The organism is Kitasatospora sp. NPDC057940 (assembly GCF_042887425.1).
In the GTDB taxonomy this organism is placed as follows: Bacteria; Actinomycetota; Actinomycetes; order Streptomycetales; family Streptomycetaceae; genus Kitasatospora.
Map to the genome: position 1 here is coordinate 221,009 of NZ_JBHVPH010000003.1, position 18,782 is coordinate 239,790.

At 72.8% G+C, this 18,782-nt stretch carries 18 protein-coding genes; 5 read left to right on the plus strand and 13 right to left on the minus strand.

Features of this window, described 5'->3' with window-relative positions; translation table 11 throughout:
- Positions 1-94: 94 nt before the first annotated feature.
- Entirely contained in the window at positions 95-679 is a 585-nt protein-coding gene (locus ACFVTF_RS06885; RefSeq protein WP_387810078.1) for a DinB family protein, read from the minus strand.
- 228 nt (positions 680-907) lie between these two features.
- Between ACFVTF_RS06885 and ACFVTF_RS06890 the strand changes: the two genes are divergently transcribed.
- Entirely contained in the window at positions 908-1,666 is a 759-nt protein-coding gene (locus ACFVTF_RS06890) for a hypothetical protein (RefSeq protein WP_387810081.1), read from the plus strand.
- 282 nt (positions 1,667-1,948) lie between these two features.
- Positions 1,949-2,650 carry a class I SAM-dependent methyltransferase gene (locus tag ACFVTF_RS06895; RefSeq protein WP_387810084.1) on the plus strand — a complete coding sequence of 234 codons (702 nt, stop codon included), beginning with the start codon at positions 1,949-1,951 and terminating at the stop codon, positions 2,648-2,650.
- A 216-nt stretch (positions 2,651-2,866) separates the two neighbouring features.
- Here the strand turns inward: ACFVTF_RS06895 and ACFVTF_RS06900 are convergent, their stop codons facing one another.
- The 10 genes from ACFVTF_RS06900 to ACFVTF_RS06945 all read right to left on the minus strand — a co-directional run bounded on the left by ACFVTF_RS06900 (position 2,867) and on the right by ACFVTF_RS06945 (position 11,714).
- The gene (locus ACFVTF_RS06900) at positions 2,867-3,511 is read right to left on the minus strand and encodes a DNA-3-methyladenine glycosylase I (RefSeq protein WP_387810087.1); all 645 of its coding nucleotides are present in this window, start codon (positions 3,509-3,511) and stop codon (positions 2,867-2,869) included.
- An 82-nt stretch (positions 3,512-3,593) separates the two neighbouring features.
- Positions 3,594-4,106: a methylated-DNA--[protein]-cysteine S-methyltransferase gene (locus ACFVTF_RS06905; RefSeq protein WP_387810090.1), complete on the minus strand. Its 513-nt coding sequence runs from the start codon at positions 4,104-4,106 to the stop codon at positions 3,594-3,596.
- A 115-nt stretch (positions 4,107-4,221) separates the two neighbouring features.
- Positions 4,222-4,746, minus strand: coding sequence for a hypothetical protein (locus ACFVTF_RS06910; RefSeq protein ID WP_387810093.1), 525 nt, complete (start codon positions 4,744-4,746; stop codon positions 4,222-4,224).
- A 78-nt stretch (positions 4,747-4,824) separates the two neighbouring features.
- On the minus strand, positions 4,825-5,616 hold the full coding sequence (locus ACFVTF_RS06915; RefSeq protein WP_387810096.1) for a 2OG-Fe(II) oxygenase: 792 nt from the start codon (positions 5,614-5,616) through the stop codon (positions 4,825-4,827).
- Positions 5,613-6,230 carry a methylated-DNA--[protein]-cysteine S-methyltransferase gene (locus ACFVTF_RS06920; RefSeq protein ID WP_387810098.1) on the minus strand — a complete coding sequence of 206 codons (618 nt, stop codon included), beginning with the start codon at positions 6,228-6,230 and terminating at the stop codon, positions 5,613-5,615. The genes ACFVTF_RS06915 and ACFVTF_RS06920 overlap by 4 nt, the downstream gene beginning before the upstream one ends.
- The gene (locus ACFVTF_RS06925) at positions 6,227-6,718 is read right to left on the minus strand and encodes an RNA polymerase sigma factor (RefSeq protein WP_387810101.1); all 492 of its coding nucleotides are present in this window, start codon (positions 6,716-6,718) and stop codon (positions 6,227-6,229) included. The genes ACFVTF_RS06920 and ACFVTF_RS06925 overlap by 4 nt, the downstream gene beginning before the upstream one ends.
- A gap of 256 nt (positions 6,719-6,974) precedes the next feature.
- The gene (locus ACFVTF_RS06930; protein ID WP_387810103.1) at positions 6,975-8,453 is read right to left on the minus strand and encodes a GMC family oxidoreductase N-terminal domain-containing protein; all 1,479 of its coding nucleotides are present in this window, start codon (positions 8,451-8,453) and stop codon (positions 6,975-6,977) included.
- Complete coding sequence (locus ACFVTF_RS06935) at positions 8,450-8,887, minus strand: hypothetical protein (RefSeq protein ID WP_387810106.1); 438 nt, start codon at positions 8,885-8,887, stop codon at positions 8,450-8,452. The genes ACFVTF_RS06930 and ACFVTF_RS06935 overlap by 4 nt, the downstream gene beginning before the upstream one ends.
- Positions 8,884-10,302: an aspartate aminotransferase family protein gene (locus ACFVTF_RS06940; protein WP_387810109.1), complete on the minus strand. Its 1,419-nt coding sequence runs from the start codon at positions 10,300-10,302 to the stop codon at positions 8,884-8,886. The genes ACFVTF_RS06935 and ACFVTF_RS06940 overlap by 4 nt, the downstream gene beginning before the upstream one ends.
- A complete protein-coding gene (locus ACFVTF_RS06945; protein ID WP_387810112.1) occupies positions 10,299-11,714 on the minus strand; it encodes an NAD(P)/FAD-dependent oxidoreductase in 1,416 nt (471 codons plus the stop codon). The genes ACFVTF_RS06940 and ACFVTF_RS06945 overlap by 4 nt, the downstream gene beginning before the upstream one ends.
- A gap of 485 nt (positions 11,715-12,199) precedes the next feature.
- Here ACFVTF_RS06945 and ACFVTF_RS06950 point away from each other — a divergent pair, with 485 nt between their 5' ends.
- Entirely contained in the window at positions 12,200-13,132 is a 933-nt protein-coding gene (locus tag ACFVTF_RS06950; protein WP_387810115.1) for an LLM class flavin-dependent oxidoreductase, read from the plus strand.
- A 47-nt stretch (positions 13,133-13,179) separates the two neighbouring features.
- Here the strand turns inward: ACFVTF_RS06950 and ACFVTF_RS06955 are convergent, their stop codons facing one another.
- A complete protein-coding gene (locus ACFVTF_RS06955) occupies positions 13,180-13,425 on the minus strand; it encodes a hypothetical protein (RefSeq protein ID WP_387810117.1) in 246 nt (81 codons plus the stop codon).
- A complete protein-coding gene (locus tag ACFVTF_RS06960; protein WP_387810120.1) occupies positions 13,422-14,582 on the minus strand; it encodes an anion permease in 1,161 nt (386 codons plus the stop codon). The genes ACFVTF_RS06955 and ACFVTF_RS06960 overlap by 4 nt, the downstream gene beginning before the upstream one ends.
- A 304-nt stretch (positions 14,583-14,886) precedes the next feature.
- On the opposite strand from ACFVTF_RS06960, the gene mdlC reads away from it, so the two are divergent.
- Positions 14,887-16,497, plus strand: coding sequence for a benzoylformate decarboxylase (gene mdlC / locus ACFVTF_RS06965; RefSeq protein ID WP_387810123.1), 1,611 nt, complete (start codon positions 14,887-14,889; stop codon positions 16,495-16,497).
- A gap of 328 nt (positions 16,498-16,825) precedes the next feature.
- Positions 16,826-18,709 (plus strand): amidohydrolase, encoded by a 1,884-nt coding sequence (locus tag ACFVTF_RS06970; protein WP_387810126.1) that lies wholly within the window; start codon positions 16,826-16,828, stop codon positions 18,707-18,709.
- The last annotated feature ends 73 nt before the right edge of the window (positions 18,710-18,782 follow it).

Sequence of the window (18,782 nt, forward strand, 5' to 3'; positions counted from 1 at the left end):
CGAGCCGTTCCGAGGGTTACTTTGCGAGGCGCCGTCCGTCTGTGGTGACCCTCGGTGACGGGGCGCACGAACATCAAGTCACGTGAGACGACCTCTAAGCCTTGATTGGTGCGGCCGATCTGGCAGCCTGTTCGATCTTCGCGAAGTAGGCTGCACGGGCTTCCTCGTCGATCTGCTGCTCGTGTTCGGGGCGCATCCCGGTCCGGCCGTCGAGGCTCTCGCGCAGGATGTCGGCGTGCCCGGCGTGCCGGTTGGACTCGCCGAGGACATGGACCATGACGGCGAACAGGTTGGTGTTCGAAAAAGGCTCCGGCCACCACGGCACGTGGCCGGGGGCGTCGAGGGGAAGCTCATTGATCGTCGCGTCCGAGTGTTCCCACGTGCGCCGGTAGAACCCGATGACCTGATCGCGGGTCTCGTCCTCGGCCACCCACAGATCGCCGCCGTTGGAGTCCTGCCACCGGGGCAGGGGTTCCAGGGAAGGGCGGTCGAAGACCTCGCCGAAGTACCTGGCCTCGACGGTGGCCACGTGTTTGACCAGGCCGAGGAGATTGGTCCCGGTCGCTGTCAGAGGTCGGCGGGCGTCGTACTCGGACAAGCCGTCGAGCTTCCAGAGCAGCGCCTCGCGGTCCCGCCGCAGTCTCCCGTGCAGGTTGTCCTTCGCGAATTCATCAATCATGCGCCACGAGCCTGCCATGGGCCGCTCGCGGTCTCAAGATCCTGTATGTGGCCCGCAACGACTGGCAGAACCGAGGCCTGGCCCTGGCCGCCGCCTTGGCCTGCTGCACCTCAGCGCTGCCAGAGGCAGCACGTGACCGCTACTCAGCGTGACTCATGTGCCGGGACGCGATAGTTGGAAGCGCAATCAGCAGTGACCTGGGGCTTCGGGCCTTGCGGGACAAGCTGGTTGGAACCAAGTGGTCACGCCCGCACCCAGCGCCTGGTCATGTTCCGCGTCGGCGACGACGGCCACGCCTACTACAGCTTCCTCCTGGACCGGAACTCCAACCGGTGGTCCGGCTGGAGCAGGGTCCCCGGCTCCCTGTACCTCACCGGCGAGGTCTCGGCGACCTACTCCACCAACGGCATCCAGCTGGCGACCACGGCCCACAACACGCCCTACACCCAGCAGATGGACCTCCGGCCCGGCCGGCCCCTCTTCCGGCCCGACTGGGCGGCCCAGGGAATCGACGCCCGGGAGTTCCGGGTCAGCAACAACTTCACCTTCACCGCCGGGGAGCAGGTGTTCTTCGCCTCACTGGGCCTGACGAACACGGTCCGCATCGCCCGCACCCGCCCGGGCGACGACCGGAACACCCGGTACACCGAACTGCCCGGCGGCGGCCGGTGCGAGTCGGTCGCGATCGGCCGCGGCGGCGACCCCGGACACCTCGCCACCAGTCCCTTCGACCCGGGCTACGCCGCCCAGCAGAACATGGCCATCGGCTGCATCAGCCCCAACGACCACCAGCTCTACCTCAACCGCTCCACCGACGGCGGCAACACCTGGTCCGGCTGGGCCCACAGCACCGGCGGCCCCTCCCCCTCCGACGCCGCACCCGAGATCCACGGCTTCCCCGGCGGCGAGGTCTTCGCCGTCCTCTCCTGGGGCAGCGACACCGCACCCTTCACACGCCACATGATCGTCATGAAGCGTGTCATGTGACGCCCTGTTCGTCCCCGGCCTGCTCGACCACGACGCGCTGGCCACGGTCGCCCGCGACGCCGGTCTGAAGGTCAACGCCCTGTCGTTCACCTTCCGGACCGGGTCCCGGTCTCACGTCCGGCAGACGTGCCCCGGCTGCCGGATGTGCGATACCGGGGTGGGAAGTCTCGAATGGGACGCCCGCCACCACTCAGCGCGCTGTCGGCAAACCGCCTACCACCAACGCATGATGGCCGAAGCTGACTGACCGCCAACAGCAGGCAGGCACTACTGTCCTCAGCTATGACAGAGCCGACCTACCTGCACGCCACCCGGGCGGCCTACGACACTGTTGCCGTCGACTACGCCGAACTCGTGCCACCTGCGTTCGAGGGCGACCTGTACGGCCGCGCGATGATCAGCACGTTCGCCGAACTCACGCGGGCCGTCGAAGCCGGGCCCGTCGCCGACCTCGGCTGCGGGCCCGGCCACGTGACGGCACACCTGCGCTCCCTCGGGGTGACCGCGTTCGGCATCGACCTGTCGCCGGAGACGGTTGCGGTTGCCCGCCGCACGCATCCGGACCTGCAATTCGACGAAGGGTCGATGACCGACCTGGATCTGGCGGACGGAGCTCTCGGCGGCATCATCGCCTGGTACTCGACCGTCCACACCCCTCCGGAGGTTTTGCCGGTGGTGTTCGCGGAGTTCCACCGAGTGCTGGCCCCGGGCGGCCATCTGCTGATCGCCTTCAAGGCAGGCGACAAGCAGCGGCACCTGGAGAATGCCTACGGGCACGACCTCTCCCTCGACGTCTACTGGGTGCCTCCCGACCGCGTCTCCGAGCTCCTGAGCCAGACCGGTCTGGTGGTGGATGCCCGGCTGATCCGCGAGCCCGACGAGAGCGAGAAGCCCCGGCAAGGCCGGCAGGCATACCTCCTGGCCCGAAAGCCGGGGCAGCCGGCCGGGGATCCGGACACGCGGGCGACCGACAACGTCGCGTGAGACGAACCCGCCGACCAGGAAGGTCCGGGTCGGTGCACGCGCTCGTCCTGCGGCAGATTGATGATCTTTGTCAGCTGCCCGGCCGACTGCCCGGCGCAGGAAGGCGCGTTCGGGGTCGATCGCGCCGTCCTGCGATGTGGTGGGCGGTGAGGCCGGCCGGGGCGGTGTGGTGGCCGAACGGCCCTACCGGGCGGGGGTGCTGGGTGGTGGCGGGGGTCATTCCGGCCAGACTCCGGAGGAGCCGCGGCGGTGGGAGTCCAGCAGGTGGGTGTCGATGATGCCGATGGCTTCCATCAGGGCGTGCATGGTGATCGGGCCGACGAACGCGAACCCTTGCGCGCGCAGGGCTTTGGACAGGGCCTGCGATGCGGGAGAGGAGGTCGGGATCTCGGCGAACGTGCGCGGCCTGGGGGTGTCGAGCGGTTTGAACCCCCACACGAAGTCGGGCAGGCCGCCGTGTTCGCGCAGCCGGACGGTCGCCCGGGCGTTGGCCACGGCCGCGAGGATCTTCGCGCGGTTGCGGACGATCCCGGCGTCGGCCATGAGGCGTTCGACGTCGGTGTCGCCGTAGCCGGCGACCCGGTCGGGGTCGAAGTCGTCGAACGCGGCGCGGAACGCCGGGCGCTTGCGCAGGATCGTCGCCCACGACAGCCCGGCCTGGAAGGCTTCCAGGCTGATGCGTTCGTACAGGCCGCGCTCGTCGCGCACGGGCATCCCCCACTCGGTGTCGTAGTACTCGCGGAGCAGCGGATCGGTGCCGGCCCACGCCGGGCGGGCGAGCCCGTCCTCACCGATCACCACCCCGGAGTCGCCGGGGTGTGCGAGGGCGGGGGCGGGGGCGAGGGCGCTGTCGCTGGCCATCGGGGAAGGTTTCTCGCTGTTCTTCGAAGGGGCGGGGGGAGGTTACGGGCGTTCGCGGTCGGGCCGCCCGGCCGGGGCGCGGCTAGAACAGTCGTCCGGCCCGGGCCTCGACCGGCTCCTCCAGGTCCAGCAGGAGCTGCTTGCGCTCCAGTCCGCCGCCGAATCCGGTGAGTCTGCCGCCCGCGCCCACCACCCGGTGGCAGGGGATGACGATGCTCACCGGGTTGCGCCCCACGGCCTGGCCCACGGACTGCGCGAGCCCCTTGCTGCCCAGCTCGACCGCGATGTCGCCGTAGGTGATCCGCGCGCCGTACGGGATCCTGCGCAGCTGCGCCCAGACCTGTTCCTGGAACTCGTCGCCGTTCGTCGCCGTCACGACGTCGAAGGTGTGCCGCTTTCCGGCGAAGTACTCGTCGAGTTCGCTGCGGGCCTGGGCGAGGACCGGGTCGGCCGAGACGTCGGCTCGCCGGCCCCACGCCGAGGGCCGGGGCGTGTACCGGTAGCCCGGGAAGTAGAGCCCGGTCAGGGCGTTGTCGTCGGCGACGACCAGGAGCCGTCCCACCGGGCTGTCCACGTAGGCGTGTCGGACGTCCATGTCGCTCTCCTGTCTGCGCCTTTGCCCGTCTGTGGTGAAGACGCGCGGGTGCCCTGAAACGTGAGACGCGTTCCGGCCGCATCGCGCGGCACCTGCGGCAGGTCGGACAGCGCCGTCATCGTGATGTGCCGGGGCCGGTGACCGTGAGGCCGCCGTCGTCGGTGACGGTCCAGGTGGCGCCGTCCGCGCCGGCTCCGGTCAGGCCGCGCAGTTGCCGGGCGCCGACCAGGGCCAGCGTGGCGGGGCGGCCGATGGCGGCGGTGGCCAGGGTGCGGTCGGGCCGCCAGGATGTGGACCACAGCAGCCGCCGGGCGACCTGGGCCCAGCCGACCTCCGGGCCGGTCATCACCCACACGTCGGCCGGAGCGTCGGCGAAGTGGCGGGCCTGGCACAGCCAGGAGGCCGCGGTCTCCGGCCAGGTGGTCGTGGCGGCCACGACGCCGCCGGCGGCCTGCCAGGCCCGGGTGATCGCGCCGGCGCCCGCCAGCGCGGCCGGGGTCCGGCCGGAGCCGACGGCGATGCTCCGGGCGCCGCGTGCCTCGGCCAGCGCGACCAGCACGGTGACTTCGGTGTCGGTGACCGCCAGGTCGGGGCCCGGCGGTGGCGGGTCGGTCAGCAGGGGGCTGGTCAGGGGATTCATGAGGTGCCTTCTTCGTCAGCGCTCTTCGATGACCCGCAGAGGTCCGGGCGGGCAGACCGGCGGCGGCCGCCGGGGCCGCTAGGCGGCGTCGTGGAAGACCAGGGCCAGGGTGTGCCGGTGTCCGGAGCGGAGCGCCGAGACGCCGTGCCGGACGGGGGCGGCGGACCAGCCGCGCGCGGAGCGCACGGGCCGGTCGCGGGTGGTGAACACGTAGCCGTGGCCCTGTGGGAGCAGGGTGGCGGTGCCGCGGGACTGGGCGCGGGGGCGCTGCTCGACCAGCAGGAACTCCCCACCGGTGTGGTCGGTGCCGGGCCGGTCCAGGTTGATCACGACCTGCAACGGGAACACCAGGTCGCCGTACAGGTCACGGTGCAGCGCGTTCCAGTCCCCGGCGTCGTAGCGCAGCAGGATCGCGGTGGACTTGGACTGCCCGGCCGCGTGGCACATCCGCAGCCACTCGTCCAGGGTGTCCGGCCACGGCGCGGTGCGGCCGAGCCGTTCCCACCAGGTGCGGGCGATGGGCAGCAGCCGCGGGTACAGGGCCTGCTTGAGCTGCTCGACCGGCTCGGGGTAGGGGGCGTGGAAGTACTTGTACTCGCCGGACCCGAACCGGTGGCGGGCCATGTCGACGGTGGAGCGGAACAGCTCGGGCCGCCCGTACAGGTCCCGGATGCGGCCGGCCTCGTCCGGGGTGAGCAGCTGCGGCAGCAACGCGCCTCCGAACGCGTCGAGTTCGGCGGCCACCGCGTCCCAGTCGGCGGTCTCGGCCCGGCCGGCCCACGGCCCGACAGCGGTGTGCGCACCGGGAGCCGTCGTCCCCGTTCTCGGGGTGGTGACGGTGGTGATGGTGGGGGCGGTGGTGGCGGTCATGCCGCGGCCTCCAGTTCCAGTAGTGCGGTCTTGGCCTCCAGGCCGCCGATGTAGCCGCCGAGGGTGCCGTCCGAGCGCAGCACCCGGTGGCAGGGGACGACCACCGGCAGCGGGTTGGTCGCGCAGGCCGTGCCGACCGCCCGCACCGCCTTGGGGCTGCCGACCAGTTCGGCGACCTCGCGGTAGCTGCGGGTCTGGCCGTAGCCGATCTCCGGCAGGTGCTGCTGGACGAGCTGCCGGAAGCCCTTGGACAGGGACAGGTCCAGCGGCAGGTCGAAGGCGCGACGGCGGTGGTCGAAGTACTCGTCGATCTCCCGGGCGGCGGTGTCCAGCCGGCCGGGGGCACGCAGGATGCGCGGGCTGACCTTGTCGGCCAGGGCCTGAAGGACCTGGTCGTGGTCCTCGACCGCGTAGGCGACACGGACCAGGCCCCGGTCGGTGGCGGCCAGCAGCAGGGGGCCGACCGGGGAGTCGACGACGGTGTAGGCGATGTCGACCAGGGCGGCGGCCTGGGCCTCGGCCTCCAGCCGGCGGTGCAGCCGGGCCAGGGTCCCGGCGTCGACGGGAGCCGCCAGCATGCTCAGGACGTCATCGTGGGATCGGGTGCCGCTCATGTAGATGCTCCTCTCGAGGTCGCGCCCGGATAGTGTTTTCGTAGGTTCTTCAGGCCGTCCGCCGCCGCACGGCGCGCCGCCGCGGTGTTCCCGCCCACCACCGCCGCGATCTCGTCGTACGACATCCCGGCCAGATAGCGGAACGTGACCGCCTGCCGCTGCTTGCCCGGAAGACGCCCCACCATCTCCCACAGCTCCCCGTCCTCAGCGCCCGGAACGCCCAAGGAGCTGGGCGCCTCCGGCAACTCCTCGGCCGGCAGCGGCCGGCGTCCGGCGGCGCGCAGCGCGTCGATCGCCTTGCGCCGGGCGATCGTCACCAGCCACGCCTCCACGTTCGCCGTCTCCGCCAGCCCTGGCCAGGCCCGCATCGCCGCCAGGAACGTCTCCGACCAGGCGTCGTCTGCGTCGTGTGTCCCCAGCAGCGCCCGGCACACCCGCAGCACGGTCGCGCCGTGCTGCTCGACCGCCTTCTCGAACGGTTCCCTCATCCTCGCCCTGCCGTAGACCTTGAATCCGAACCGATGTGTTCGAGCTCCCGAAACAGCCGGCCGGTCGCGGCCGGCACCACCCTCCTCGGAGTCCGGCGGCCTCCGCCCGGTTTCTTCGGGTCGTCGCCGTGCCCGGCCGCCTTCTGCACCTGCTGTCTCACCTGGAAGACGGTGCGGGTGCCGAGAACGTGAGATCCGAATTTTCCATCCGCCGGGTCCGTGGACCCCGGCCTGCCGGCGGTCCGGCGACGGCTGCTCAGCTACCGCCGGGCCGGCGGCCGGCGGACTGCTCCAGGTACCGGGCCGTCATCAGGTGGGAGAAGCCCATGATGGTCTCCTGCGGGCTGACACCGGTGGCGCCCGGCAGGACGCTCGCGTCACACAGCCGCAGGTTCGTGAAGCCGTGCGGGCGTCCCTGGGCATCGCACACTCCGCCCAGGGCGGGTGGGCCCATCCGGCAGGACGCCATGGCGTGGACGGAGATCAGGTCCCAGCTCTCGGGCCGGCCGTGCAGCGCGAAGTCGGCCACCTGCCCGGCGGTGGTCAGGCCGGCGGGTGCGGGCGGCAGCAGTTCGACCGCGCCGGCCTCCAGAAGGAGCTCGGCGGTGTGCCGGAAGGCGGAGCGGAGGAGGTCCCGGTCGCCCCCGGTCAGGCGGTGGCGCAGGACCGCGCCGAGGCCGGGTACCGCCAGCAGCCGTGCGGTGCCCTGGACGCTCACCTGGGTCGTGTAGACCGCGATCCGGTCCAGCTGGGCCAGCATCCGGTCGACGGTCCCGGCGGGGTGGGCCGCCAGCGCCGCGGCGAGCGACCCCGGAGTGAGGTTCCCGGGCATCACCCGCACACCCCGGTCGGCGAACTCCTGCAGTTGCGCGGTGAAGATGGTGCCCTCGGTGGCGCGGACGGATTCGCCGAATCGCGCCACCGTGCGGAAGTTGACGTGGAACGCGATGGCCCGGCCCGGGCCGCCTCCCCCGATGGCGCTGCGCCGCAGCAGCAGCGCGCTGCCGATCGGACCCGCGGCCAGGAACACCGTCCGCGGGAGGTAGCGCAGTCGTCGGCCGTCGCGCAGGGCGTGCACGGCCGTGACCCGGGTGCCGTCGTGTTCGAGCCGGACGACCCGGGTGTCGGGCTCGATGACCGCCGAGAGCCGTTCGGCGGCGGGCAGGTAGCTCACCAGCATGCTCTGCTTGGCCCCGGTGGGGCAGCCGGTGACGCACCGGTTGGCGTGCCGGCAGCCTCGTACCGCCCGGCGGGCCGGTGCCCAGCTCCAGCCGAGCCGGTCGGCCGCCTCGGCGAGCAGCACCGAGTCGCGGTTCCCCTGCCCGGGCGGCTGGTCGATGACACCGAGGCGCCGCTCCGCCTCGGCCAGGTGGGGGGCGAGGTGGTGGGCCCGGAAGCCGTCGACGCCGGCGGACGCCCAGCACTCCAGCAGCTGTTCGGGGGGACGCCAGAGCAGCCCTCCGTTGACCACGGTGGTTCCCCCGACGCAACGCCCCTCCCCGAAGGGGATGGTGGGTGCGCCGTGGATGGGCACCAGGCCGCCTTGGCGGTAGAGCAGGCGCAGGTTCTCCGCCGGGGACGCGCGGGTGATCCGGGCCTGCGGGACGAGCGGGCCCTCCTCCAGGACGCGGACCTCCCGGCCCGCGCCGGCGAGCTCCAGGGCCGCGGTGCTGCCTCCGGCGCCCGAGCCGATCACCAGGGCGTCGCAGCGGACGGTGCGGACGGCCCTGGTCATCCGAGCTCCTGCCGGGGCGTGGCGGAGGGTCCGTCGAGGGCGCCGTGCAGGGCCAGCGCAAGGCTCACCCTGAGCAGTTCGGCGCAGCCGGGCACCGTGGACAACCGGTCGGCGACCCGTTGCGGACGGGCCCGGTCCGAGGTGCCCCGCAGCGGGCCCCTCGGGTCCGCGAGGACGACGGCGAGCGGGAACACCCGCATCAGCAGGGCGAACACCAGGCGGTACGGCCTCGGGAGGGCGGCGAAGGTGGCGGCCGTGTGCCGGACCGCGGCGGCCTGGCGGGACGGTTCGGACAGCGCCGTGCAGCGGCCCGCCCAGAGCGGCGGGAGCCCGGCGGAGCGTACGCGCCGTTCCCAGGCCCGCAGGCGACGGTGCTCCCGCGCGGTGCGGAACCCGTCGTCGGGCGGTGCGGGACGGGCCGCCGGTGAGCTCATGCGGTGACCTTCTCCCTGACCAGGCCCGCCAGGAGACGGGGCATTCCCTTGGCCAGTACCGCGTCCAGGGCCTCCAGGAAGAGGTCGACGTCGGAGTCCTCGGCCACCAACGGAGGCGCGGCGATCAGGGGCAGGTCGTGGTTGGAGCCGTAGTAGGTGAGCACACCGTGGTCGCGGTAGAGGGCGGCGACCACGGCAGCGGTGGCCAGCTTGGCCCCGGCCTGCGGGTCGCGCGCGAAGGAGGACGGCAGCAGTCGCAGCGCGTGGTCGAGGGCGGCCGGACCGTGGCGCAGGACGACGCCCTGGAGGGCGCCGGCGCCGCGCACCTCCGCGATCAGGTGCGGGTGGCGGGCGGCGAGGGCGGTGAGGCCTCTGCGCAGCCGCTCGCCGAGGCGGCGGGCCCTGGCCGGGTAGTCGTCCTCGACCGCGATCGCGACGGCCTCCAGCGCGGTGACCGTCTCCTCTCCGAACCCGTAGTAGGTGGTGCTGTGCAGGGTGGCGTCGGGGAGCGAGTCGTACGCTCTGCGGAAGACGGGCTCCCTGGCCACGTAGCCGGAGATGGAGGCCTTGCCGCCGCCGAAGGACTTGGAGGTGGTCACCACGTCCGGGACCAGGCCGGGGTGGCGCATGAAGTGGAAGAGCGAACCCGTCCTGCCCCAGGAGGTGTAGACCTCGTCGAAGATCAGGACGATGTCGTGCTCGGTGCACAGTCGGCGCGCCTCGCGCAGGAACTCCTCCGAGCACTCGCGGAGACTGGAGGCGCTGAAGGGCTCCAGGACCAACGCGTAGACGTCGCTCCCGCCCTCGGGCGTGGTGTGCCGCTCCAGGGCCAGTTCGAGGGAGGGAAGGTCGTCGAAGGCGAAGCTGTCCGTGCCGGGGATCCGCGGGAAGGTGAAGTGCACCTCCGGCGAGGTGGTCAGGCTTCCGGCGCCGAGCAGCTTGCCGTGGAAGGCGATGTCGGTGTGCAGAACGGTGCCGCGATGGCCGCGGTGGTACTTGTAGGCCATCTTGAGGGCGCCCTCGACGGCCTCCGCGCCCGAGTTGGGGAAGTAGCTGACGTCGAGGTCCGCGGGCAGCAGCTGGGCCAGGTTGTGCCCGAGCGCGGCGACGTACGGCGAGAAGTAGTTCTTGTGCACCTCCATGCGCTGCAGTTCCTGGAAGCGTCGGCGGGCGGACAGGATGCGGGGGTGGTTGTGGCCGTGGTTCAGAACGCCGATCCCGCCGGTGAAGTCCAGGACTCGCCGCCCGTCGCGCAGGGTGATCCAGCAGCCCGAGGCGCTCTCCACGACGTCGCGGCCGAATCCGAAGGCGGAGAGCAGCGTCACCTGGCCCCGGCTGACATGACGACGGTAGAGCTCGTGCACCCTCGCGATGGGCATCCGCTCGCAATCCTCGGTGCTGATCAGGGAGTTCATGACGTCCTCTCCTCGGGGGCGGTGCGGCGGGCGGTGCGCATCCGGTCGGCGATCAGGCGGCCGACGTGCCGCCCCTGCCGCATGGCGTAGTTGGTGCCCCGGTCCTGGGGGTAGACCTGGGCCATGCTGGCCAGGTAGAGCCCCGGCACGTCGGTCTCCATCGCCGGGATGCGGTCGGAGTAGTGCGGGGTGATGACCGGCTGGGCGTGGTCGGCCCGCCAGACGTGGTGGCGCCGGACCCAGTCGCGGTGGAACTGCGGGAACATCCGGCTCAGGTGCGGAAGGCTGGCGTGGAACACCTCGTCGTCGTCCATCCGGTACAACTCGGCGCTGGTCGGGAGGTAGGCGGACAGGTAGACCAGGTGACGCCCGGCGTAGGCGTCGGAAGCCTCCAGGTTGGTGTGCTCGATGACACCGACGTAGGGGAACGACGGGTCGGTGACGTTGAGCCAGTAGGTGTCCGACAGGGACCGGTCGTTCTGCAACACCAGGCACAGATTGGCGAGGTAGGGGATGTCGGACAGGCGCCGACGGACGGCGGGCACGTCCGGATGGGGCGGTGGGCCGTCGGCGGCGGGGGCGAGGAAGCCGGCGAGCAGGTCCGGTGCCGTGGTGGCCAGGACCCGCCGTGCGGGCAGTACGCCGCTCCCGGTGCGGATCCCGCACACTCCGTGGGCGTCGGTCAGCACCTGCCGCACCGGGGTGCTCGTGCAGATCCGGACGCCCAGTTCGGATAGGCGCGAGACCCACGCGTCCAGCAGGGCGGCGCAGCCGCCCTTCAGGTAGTAGAGGACCTCGCGGCCGCTGTGGGACCGGCTGCCACCGCGCAGGTGGAGCTTGGTCCACATCCAGGTGGCGCCGACCTCGGTCGCGTACTGGCCGAACTTGCCTTCCAGCAGCGGACGCCAGACCGTCTCGTAGACCTGCGGCCCGCTCAGCTCCAACAGCCACTCGCGGGCCGTGCGGTCCTCCAAGTCCCGCCAGTGCTTCACCTGGTGGGCACGCACCGCGGACCAGCCCAGCCGGACCCGGTCGGGCAACGGGAGGGGGGCGAACCGCAGCACGTCCCACGGGCTCGACAACCGGTACACCGAGTTCGCGTAGTACACGCCGGTCCGGGTCCGGTGCGGCTGCAGCAGGTGGGAGCAACCGAGTTCCGCGCACAGCCCCTGGATCTCCAGATCGGAGGAGAACCAGTGGTGGTAGAAGCGTTCGAGCCGGGCTCCCCCAACCTCGAACGACCCCGCCAGGCCGCCGACGTACGGCTCGCGCTCCAGCACCCGGCACGGCACCCCGGCCAGGGCGAGCTCGTGGGCGGCGGCCAGGCCGGTGAACCCGCCGCCGATCACCAGGACCTCGTCGCCGGCCTCTGCCGGCACCGCAAGCCCCGAGGCCGCGCTGCTCTCGGACATCGCTGCTCCCTTCGAATCCTCCGGTGCTGTTCCGTCCGAAGGCGATGGGTGTGGGAGGTGGGAGGTGTGGGAGGTGTGGGAGGTCTGGGCGGCGCAGGCCGGGCCTCGCCGGCCTCGGAGGCGCCCTCCACCCCGCCGCAATCCGCAGCGGCCGAGGGACTCCGGTCGATCACCGATGTCAGGGGAGGGCGGTGTACCGTCCCACCGAAGGAGACGCCGCCACGCGGGGAGGCCATCGGAACCGCCGCCGGCGATTCAGGCTCCCAGTGGACCGTAGCACCGCGCCTGGCTCTCGGCCTGCGGAGGGACCGCTGACCTGCTGCGATCCATGGAAATCCGACGACTGGTTCCGGCATGTGGGACTGCCTGGCCGGGCGATCGCCCGACGCCGTTCCGGTTGCCCCGGTCGTCGCGCAGCCGACATCATCGAGGCTGGAACCGGTCCCGTCAGCGACCGTCGTGTCCGACCAGGAAGGCGACAGCCGATGGACGCCACGTCACAGCAGCCGCTGCGGTACGCCGTCGGACTGCCCAACAGGCGCGAGTACGCGGATCCCCGCCTGCTCCGCGAACTGGGAGTGCTGGCGGAGCGGTCCGGCTGGGACGGCTTCTTCCTCTGGGACGGCCAGGTCGCGGAGCACCCGGACGAGCACGTCACCGACTCGTGGACCGCCCTTGCCGCGATCGCCGCCGACACGGAGCGTCTGCGACTCGGCGTCATGGTGAGCGTGCTCGCCCTCAAGCACCCTGCCGAAGTCGCCCGCGCGACCGTCGCGTTGGACCTGCTCAGTGGCGGACGGCTGATCTTCGGCGCCGGCCTGGGTTCCTCCGCCGCCGAGTTCCAGGCGCTGGGCCATGATCCGGACCCACGGGTGCGTGCGGAGAAGCTGGACGAAGCCCTCCACGTCCTCGACGGGCTGTGGGCGGGCCGGCCGTTCACCTTCCACGGCCGCTGGTTCACGGTCACGGACCTCGCCTTCCAGCCGGTGAGCCCGCAACGTCCTCGCATCCCGGTGTGGATCGCCGGCACCTGGCCCTCGCGACGCCCCATGCGGCGGGCCGCGCACTGGGACGGCGTCTTCCCGACCCGGGCGGGGGTGGGCCACACCGAGATGATGCCTCCTGCCGACCTGGAAGCCGTGGTCTCCTACGTCCGCGCCCAACAGGCCGTCCAGGACGGGCGGTTCGATGTCGTCATGGAGGGCCAGACCTCCGGGTTCCGGCGGGACGCCGACGCCCTGGTCGTCGCCCCGTACCGGGCGGCCGGCCTCACCTGGTGGGTGGAGAAACTGGGCTGGTTCCGGGGCCCGGTCGAACTCGTCCGCGCCCGGATCGAATCCGGACCCCCTGTTCCCGTCACGGGAACCGATCCGGGAACCGATCCCGTCCGAACCGCTCCCTCCGACGGTCGTCCGTGACCTCACCCCGCCGCCCCTGGACGGCGGGCGGTCAGCGGTGGCTGCGGTCAGCGGTGGCTGACGATGACGGAGATGCCCCAGCCGATCGCCGCGAGCACCACCGCGAAGATCAGTCCCGCCAGGATGGTGCCGACCGGCCCGGCGGCGGGCCGGACGGCGTCCGGCTCGCCGGCCGCGCCGGTCGGGTTGAGCAGGCGCAGGCCGAGGGCGAACAGGGCGGGCAGGCCGGCACCGGTGAGCAGGCCCACCACGACGATCCGCCACACCGCGTCCAGGTTGATCCAGGAGTTCACGGGCTCACCTCGTCCTTGGCCTTGACGGGCTCCGGGGCCACCGAACCGGTCCACGCGGCGTTGACGTTCTCCGGCGTCACGGCCGGATGGCGGGAGGCGGCGAAGAAGGCGACCGACGCCGCCACCAGCAGGCCGACGATCGCCACCACGCCGGCCGTCCCGCCGATCCCGTTCGCGGCCCAGTAGGCCAGCGCACCGACCAGCGCGGAGGCCGGCAGGGTGAGCAGCCAGGCCGTCACCATCCGGCGGGCGAGCTGCCAGCGCACCACGGCGCCGCTCCTGCCGACCCCCGAGCCCAGGATGGACCCGGTGGCCACGTGCGTGGTGGAGAGCGAGTAGCCGAAGTCGGTGGAGCAGAGGATCACGGCGGCCGAGGCCGACTCGGCGGCCATCCCCTGCGGCGGTTCGATCTCCACCAGCCCCTTGCCCAGGGCCCGGATCACCCGCCAGCCGCCGATGTAGGTGCCCAGGGCGATCGCCAGCGCACAGGAGAGGATCACCCAGGCCGGTGCCTCCGCCCCGGTGGGCAGGGTGCCGTTGGCGATCAGGGCGAGGGTGATGGCGCCCATGGTCTTCTGCGCGTCGTTGGTGCCGTGGGCGAGCGAGACCATGGAGGCCGAGCCGATCTGGCCGAGCCGGAAGCCGCGCCCGCGCGGGCCTTCGGGCACGTCGCGGGTGAGGCGGTAGACCAGGAGGGTGCCGACCGCGGCCACCCCACCGGCGATGAACGGCGACAGCGCCGCGGGCACGACCACCTTGGAGACCAGCCCCTGCCACTTGACGGCCGAGGCCCCGGCGGCGGCCACCGTCGCCCCGACCATCCCGCCGATCAGCGCGTGCGAGGAGCTGGAGGGGATCCCGAGGTACCAGGTGGCCAGGTTCCACAGGATGCTGCCGACCAGGCCGGCGCAGACGACCGTCAGGGTCACCTCCCCCGTGGCGACCAGGCCGTTGGCGATGGTCGCCGCCACGGCGGTCGACAGGAACGCGCCCACCAGGTTCAGCACCGCCGACACCGCGACCGCGACGCGCGGCGGCAGGGCGCCGGTGACGATCGAGGTCGCTATCGCGTTGCCGGTGTCGTGGAAGCCGTTGGTGAAGTCGAAGCCCAGGGCCGTGGCGACCATCAGCGCCAGGACCGCGTCGTTGCCGGTCACGGACCCGAACCTAGCCCGCGCACCGGCCGAGGCGGCGGCCGACCCGCCCAGCCCCGGGGCCCCGCACCCGTTCGTCCGGCCGTTCATCCGCTCGTTCGTCCGGCCGTTCGTCCGGTTGCGGGGCCCTCGGTGCCAATGCTCTCCTGCAAGAGCCGGCCGGCGTGACGATCGGAACCGATGTGCCGTCCCCCGTCGCCGTCCCTCCCCTCCCCTCCCCGCCCCAGGAGGCTGCCGGCCGGCCGGACCGAGACCCGCCCCTGAAAGCCCTGAGGCTCTGACGCCCCGGATGAAAGCGCTGGCACCCATGGCTGAGCACTCCACCGTCCGCACCGTGACGTACGACCTGCTGCGCACGCTCGGACTCACCACGGTCTTCGGGAATCCGGGCTCCACCGAGGAGCCGTTCCTCCAGGACTTCCCCGCGGACTTCGCCTACGTCCTCGCGCTCCAGGAGGCGTCGGCCATCGCGATGGCCGACGCCTTCGCGCAGGTCACCGGCCGCCCCGCGCTGGTCAACCTGCACTCCTCGGCCGGCACCGGCAACGCGCTGGGCAACCTGGTGGCGGCCCACCACGGGAACACGCCCCTGATCGTCACCGCCGGCCAGCAGCACCGGGAGCTGGTGATCGGCGAGCCCTACCTCGGCAACCGCGAGGCCACCCAGCTGCCGAAACCCTGGGTGAAGTGGTCCTACGAGCCGGCCTGCGCGGAGGACGTCCCCGAGGCCTTCATGCGCGCCTACGCGCAGGCGCTCCAGCCGCCCGCCGGCCCGGTCTTCCTGTCGATCCCGATGGACGACTGGAAGCGGCCGCTGTCCGGCTTCACCCGGGTGCGGACGGTGAGCGAGCGGGTGGCCCCCGACCCCTGGCGGCTGCGCGCCTTCGCCGAGCGCATCACCGCCAGCCGCCGGCCCGCACTCGTCTTCGGGCCCGAGGTCGACCGCAGCGGCGGCTGGGACGCGGCCGTCGCCCTGGCGGAGCGGCTGCGCGCCGCCGTCTACGGCGCCCCGCTGGGGGACCGCGTCTCCTTCCCCGAGGACCACCCGCTCTTCGCCGGCCCGCTGGGCATGTCGGTGAAGACCATCAGCGACCGGCTGGCCGGGCACGACCTGGTGGTGGTGATCGGAGCCGAGGTGTTCCGCTACTACCCGTACGTGCCCGGCGACTACCTCCCCCCGGGCACCGCGCTGCTCCAGATCACCGGCGACCCGGAGGCGGCCGCCGCCGCACGGGTCGGCGACAGCCTGCTCGGCGATCCCCGGCGGGCGATCGACCTGCTGCTGGACCTGGTCGAGGAGGGTTCGACCCGGACCGCGCCGGAGCCGATGCCGCGGCCCCGCGTGCTGCCGTCCGCCCCGGAGCGGCCGCTCACCCCGCCGGAGGTCCACGCCGCCCTGAGCAGGGTCCGCCCGCCGGACGCCGTCATCGTCAACGAGTCGACCTCGACCATGGCGCAGCAGCTCGAATGGCTGCCCACCACCCGGTCGGGCTCGTTCTTCGCCACGGCCAGCGGGGGCATCGGCTGGGCCGTCCCGGCCGCGGTCGGCGTCGCGCTGGCCGACCGGGAGCGGGGAGTGCTGCGCCCGGTGGTCGGCCTGATCGGCGACGGCTCCTTCCAGTACTCCGTGCAGGCCCTCTACACGGCGGCCCGGCACCGCCTCCCGATCGTCTACGTGGTCATGCGCAACCACGAGTACTCGATCCTCAAGTCGTTCGCCCTGCTGGAGGAGACCCCCGGGGTGCCCGGGCTCGACCTGCCCGGAATCGACATCGCCTCGGTGGCCCGCGGCTTCGGCTGCCGCGCCGTCGACGTGGAGACCACCGAGGAGCTGGAGCGGGAGTTCACCGCGGCCCTGACCGCCGGCGCCCCCACCGTCATCGTCGTTCCCACCCGGCCCCAGCGGGCCGCGCTGTAGCCCGCGCGGCGGGGCCGGGCCGGGCGGCAGGAGCACCTCGGCGACCAGCAGGGGAAGGTGTCCGACAGCCGGACACCTTCCCCTCTCGGCACCACGGCCCCCTCCGTCCCCCGCCACCGACCACCCGCGCACGATCGCCGCCGCGGGCGGCCGGTGCGCTCGCGGACCGGGGCCGGTGCACTGTGGGCCAAGTCCGGCGCCACCCCCACGCCTAACGTCACGTCAGGAGCCCGAACGGGGCGGGGCCGCTACCCCGGCCCGCTCGGAAGCCTCCACCTGCCGACCGCACCCGGGCGGCAGGTCGATCCCGTGACAGGAGGCCGTCGAGGTGCCTGCAATACCCGTCGGTGGGCTGGTCCCCCGCGCCGTCGAGGACGCCGCCGACATCGTCGTCCGCAACGCGAAGATCCACACCGGCGACGCCCGCCGCCTCGAGGCCGGCGCCCTCGCCATCCGCGACGGCGTGATCACCGTCGTCGGGGACGACCCGGACGTCGCCCCGGTCATCGGCCCGTCCACCGTCGTGGTCGACGCCCTCGGCCGACGGGTGGTGCCCGGCCTCAACGACGCGCACCTGCACGTGATCCGGGGCGGCCTCAACTACGTCCTGGAGCTGCGCTGGGACGGCGTGACGTCGCTGCGCCGGGCGCTGGCGATGCTGCGGGAGCAGGCCGCCCGCACGCCCCGGGGCCAGTGGGTGCGGGTCGTCGGCGGCTGGTCGGCCGAGCAGTTCGCCGAGCGGCGGCTCCCGACGCCCGCCGAGCTGAACGAGGCGGCGCCGGACACCCCGGTGTTCGTCCTCCACCTCTACCAGTCGGCGATCCTCAACCGCGCCGCCCTGCGCGCCGTCGGCTACACCCGCGACACCCCGGACCCGAAGGGCGGCCAGATCGTCCGGGGCCGCGGCGGCGAGCCGAACGGCATGCTGTTGGCGGCGCCGAGCGCCCTGGTCCTCTACTCGACGCTGGCCAAGGCCCCGGTGCTGGAGGGCGAGGACCGTGCGACCTCCACCCGGCACTTCCTGCGCGAGCTGAACCGCTTCGGGCTGACCTCCGCGATCGACGCCGCCGGCGGCTTCCAGAGCTTCCCCGAGAACTACGCCACGGTCACCGAACTCGCCCGCGAGGGCCTGCTCACGCTCCGGATCGCCTACCACCTGTTCCCGCAGACCCCCGGCCAGGAGCTCGACGACCTCACCCGCTGGATCGAGACGGTCCGCCCCGGGGACGGCGACGCCTGGCTGCGGCTGAACGGCGCCGGCGAGAACCTCACCTGGGCCGCCGCCGACTTCGAGAACTTCGCCGAGCCACGCCCCGAACTCGGCTCCTACGAGGGTGAGTTCGAGAAGGCCGTCCGCCTGCTGACGGAGCACGGCTGGGGTTTTCGGCTGCACGCGACCTACGACGAGACGATCCGGCGCGACCTCGCGGTGTTCGAGAAGCTCGCCGCCGAGGGGCTCTTCCCGGCCGGGAACCGGTGGCTCTTCGACCACGCGGAGACCGTCTCCCGGGACAGCCTGGACCGGATCGCGGCCCTCGGCGGCTCGCTGTCGGTGCAGAACAGGCTGTCCTTCCAGGGCGAGGTGTTCACCCGCCGCTACGGGCTCGGCGCCGCCGCCGAGGCCCCGCCGATCCGCGCGATGCTGGAGCGCGGCCTGACGGTGGCCGCCGGTACGGACGCCACCCGGGTGTCCTCGTACAACCCCTGGGTCGCCCTGCACTGGCTGGTCTCCGGGCGCACGGTCGGCGGGTCGGCGATCCGGCCGCCGCAGAACCGGGTGGACCGGGCTACCGCCCTCGCGATGTACACCACGGCAGGCGCCGCCCTCACCGGCGAGCAGGACGTCAAGGGCGTGCTGCGGACCGGCTGCTACGGCGACCTGGCCGTCCTGTCCGAGGACTACTTCACCGTGCCGGAGCCGGAGATCCCGTCCATCGAGTCCCTGCTGACGGTCGTCGGCGGCCGGATCGTCCACGCGGCGGCCGAGTACGAGGGCATGGACGAGGAGCTCCCGCCGGTCAGCCCCGGCTGGAGCCCGGTCGCCCACTTCGGCGGCTACCAGGCCTCCGGTCGCACCTGCGGCGCGGGCGCCCGCCAGGCGGAGCTGCTCGGCGAGGTCGTCACCGAGTCGCAGCTGCACCACCGCTGGCGGGTCGAGCGCGGCCTGGCGGACGAGCACCACCAGCCGTTCGCCCCCTGCTTCCTCCTCTGATCCACCTCCCCCCTCTGATCCACCTCCCCCGGCCCCGCGCGGAGCACCACGCGGCGGTCCTGCCCGCATACAC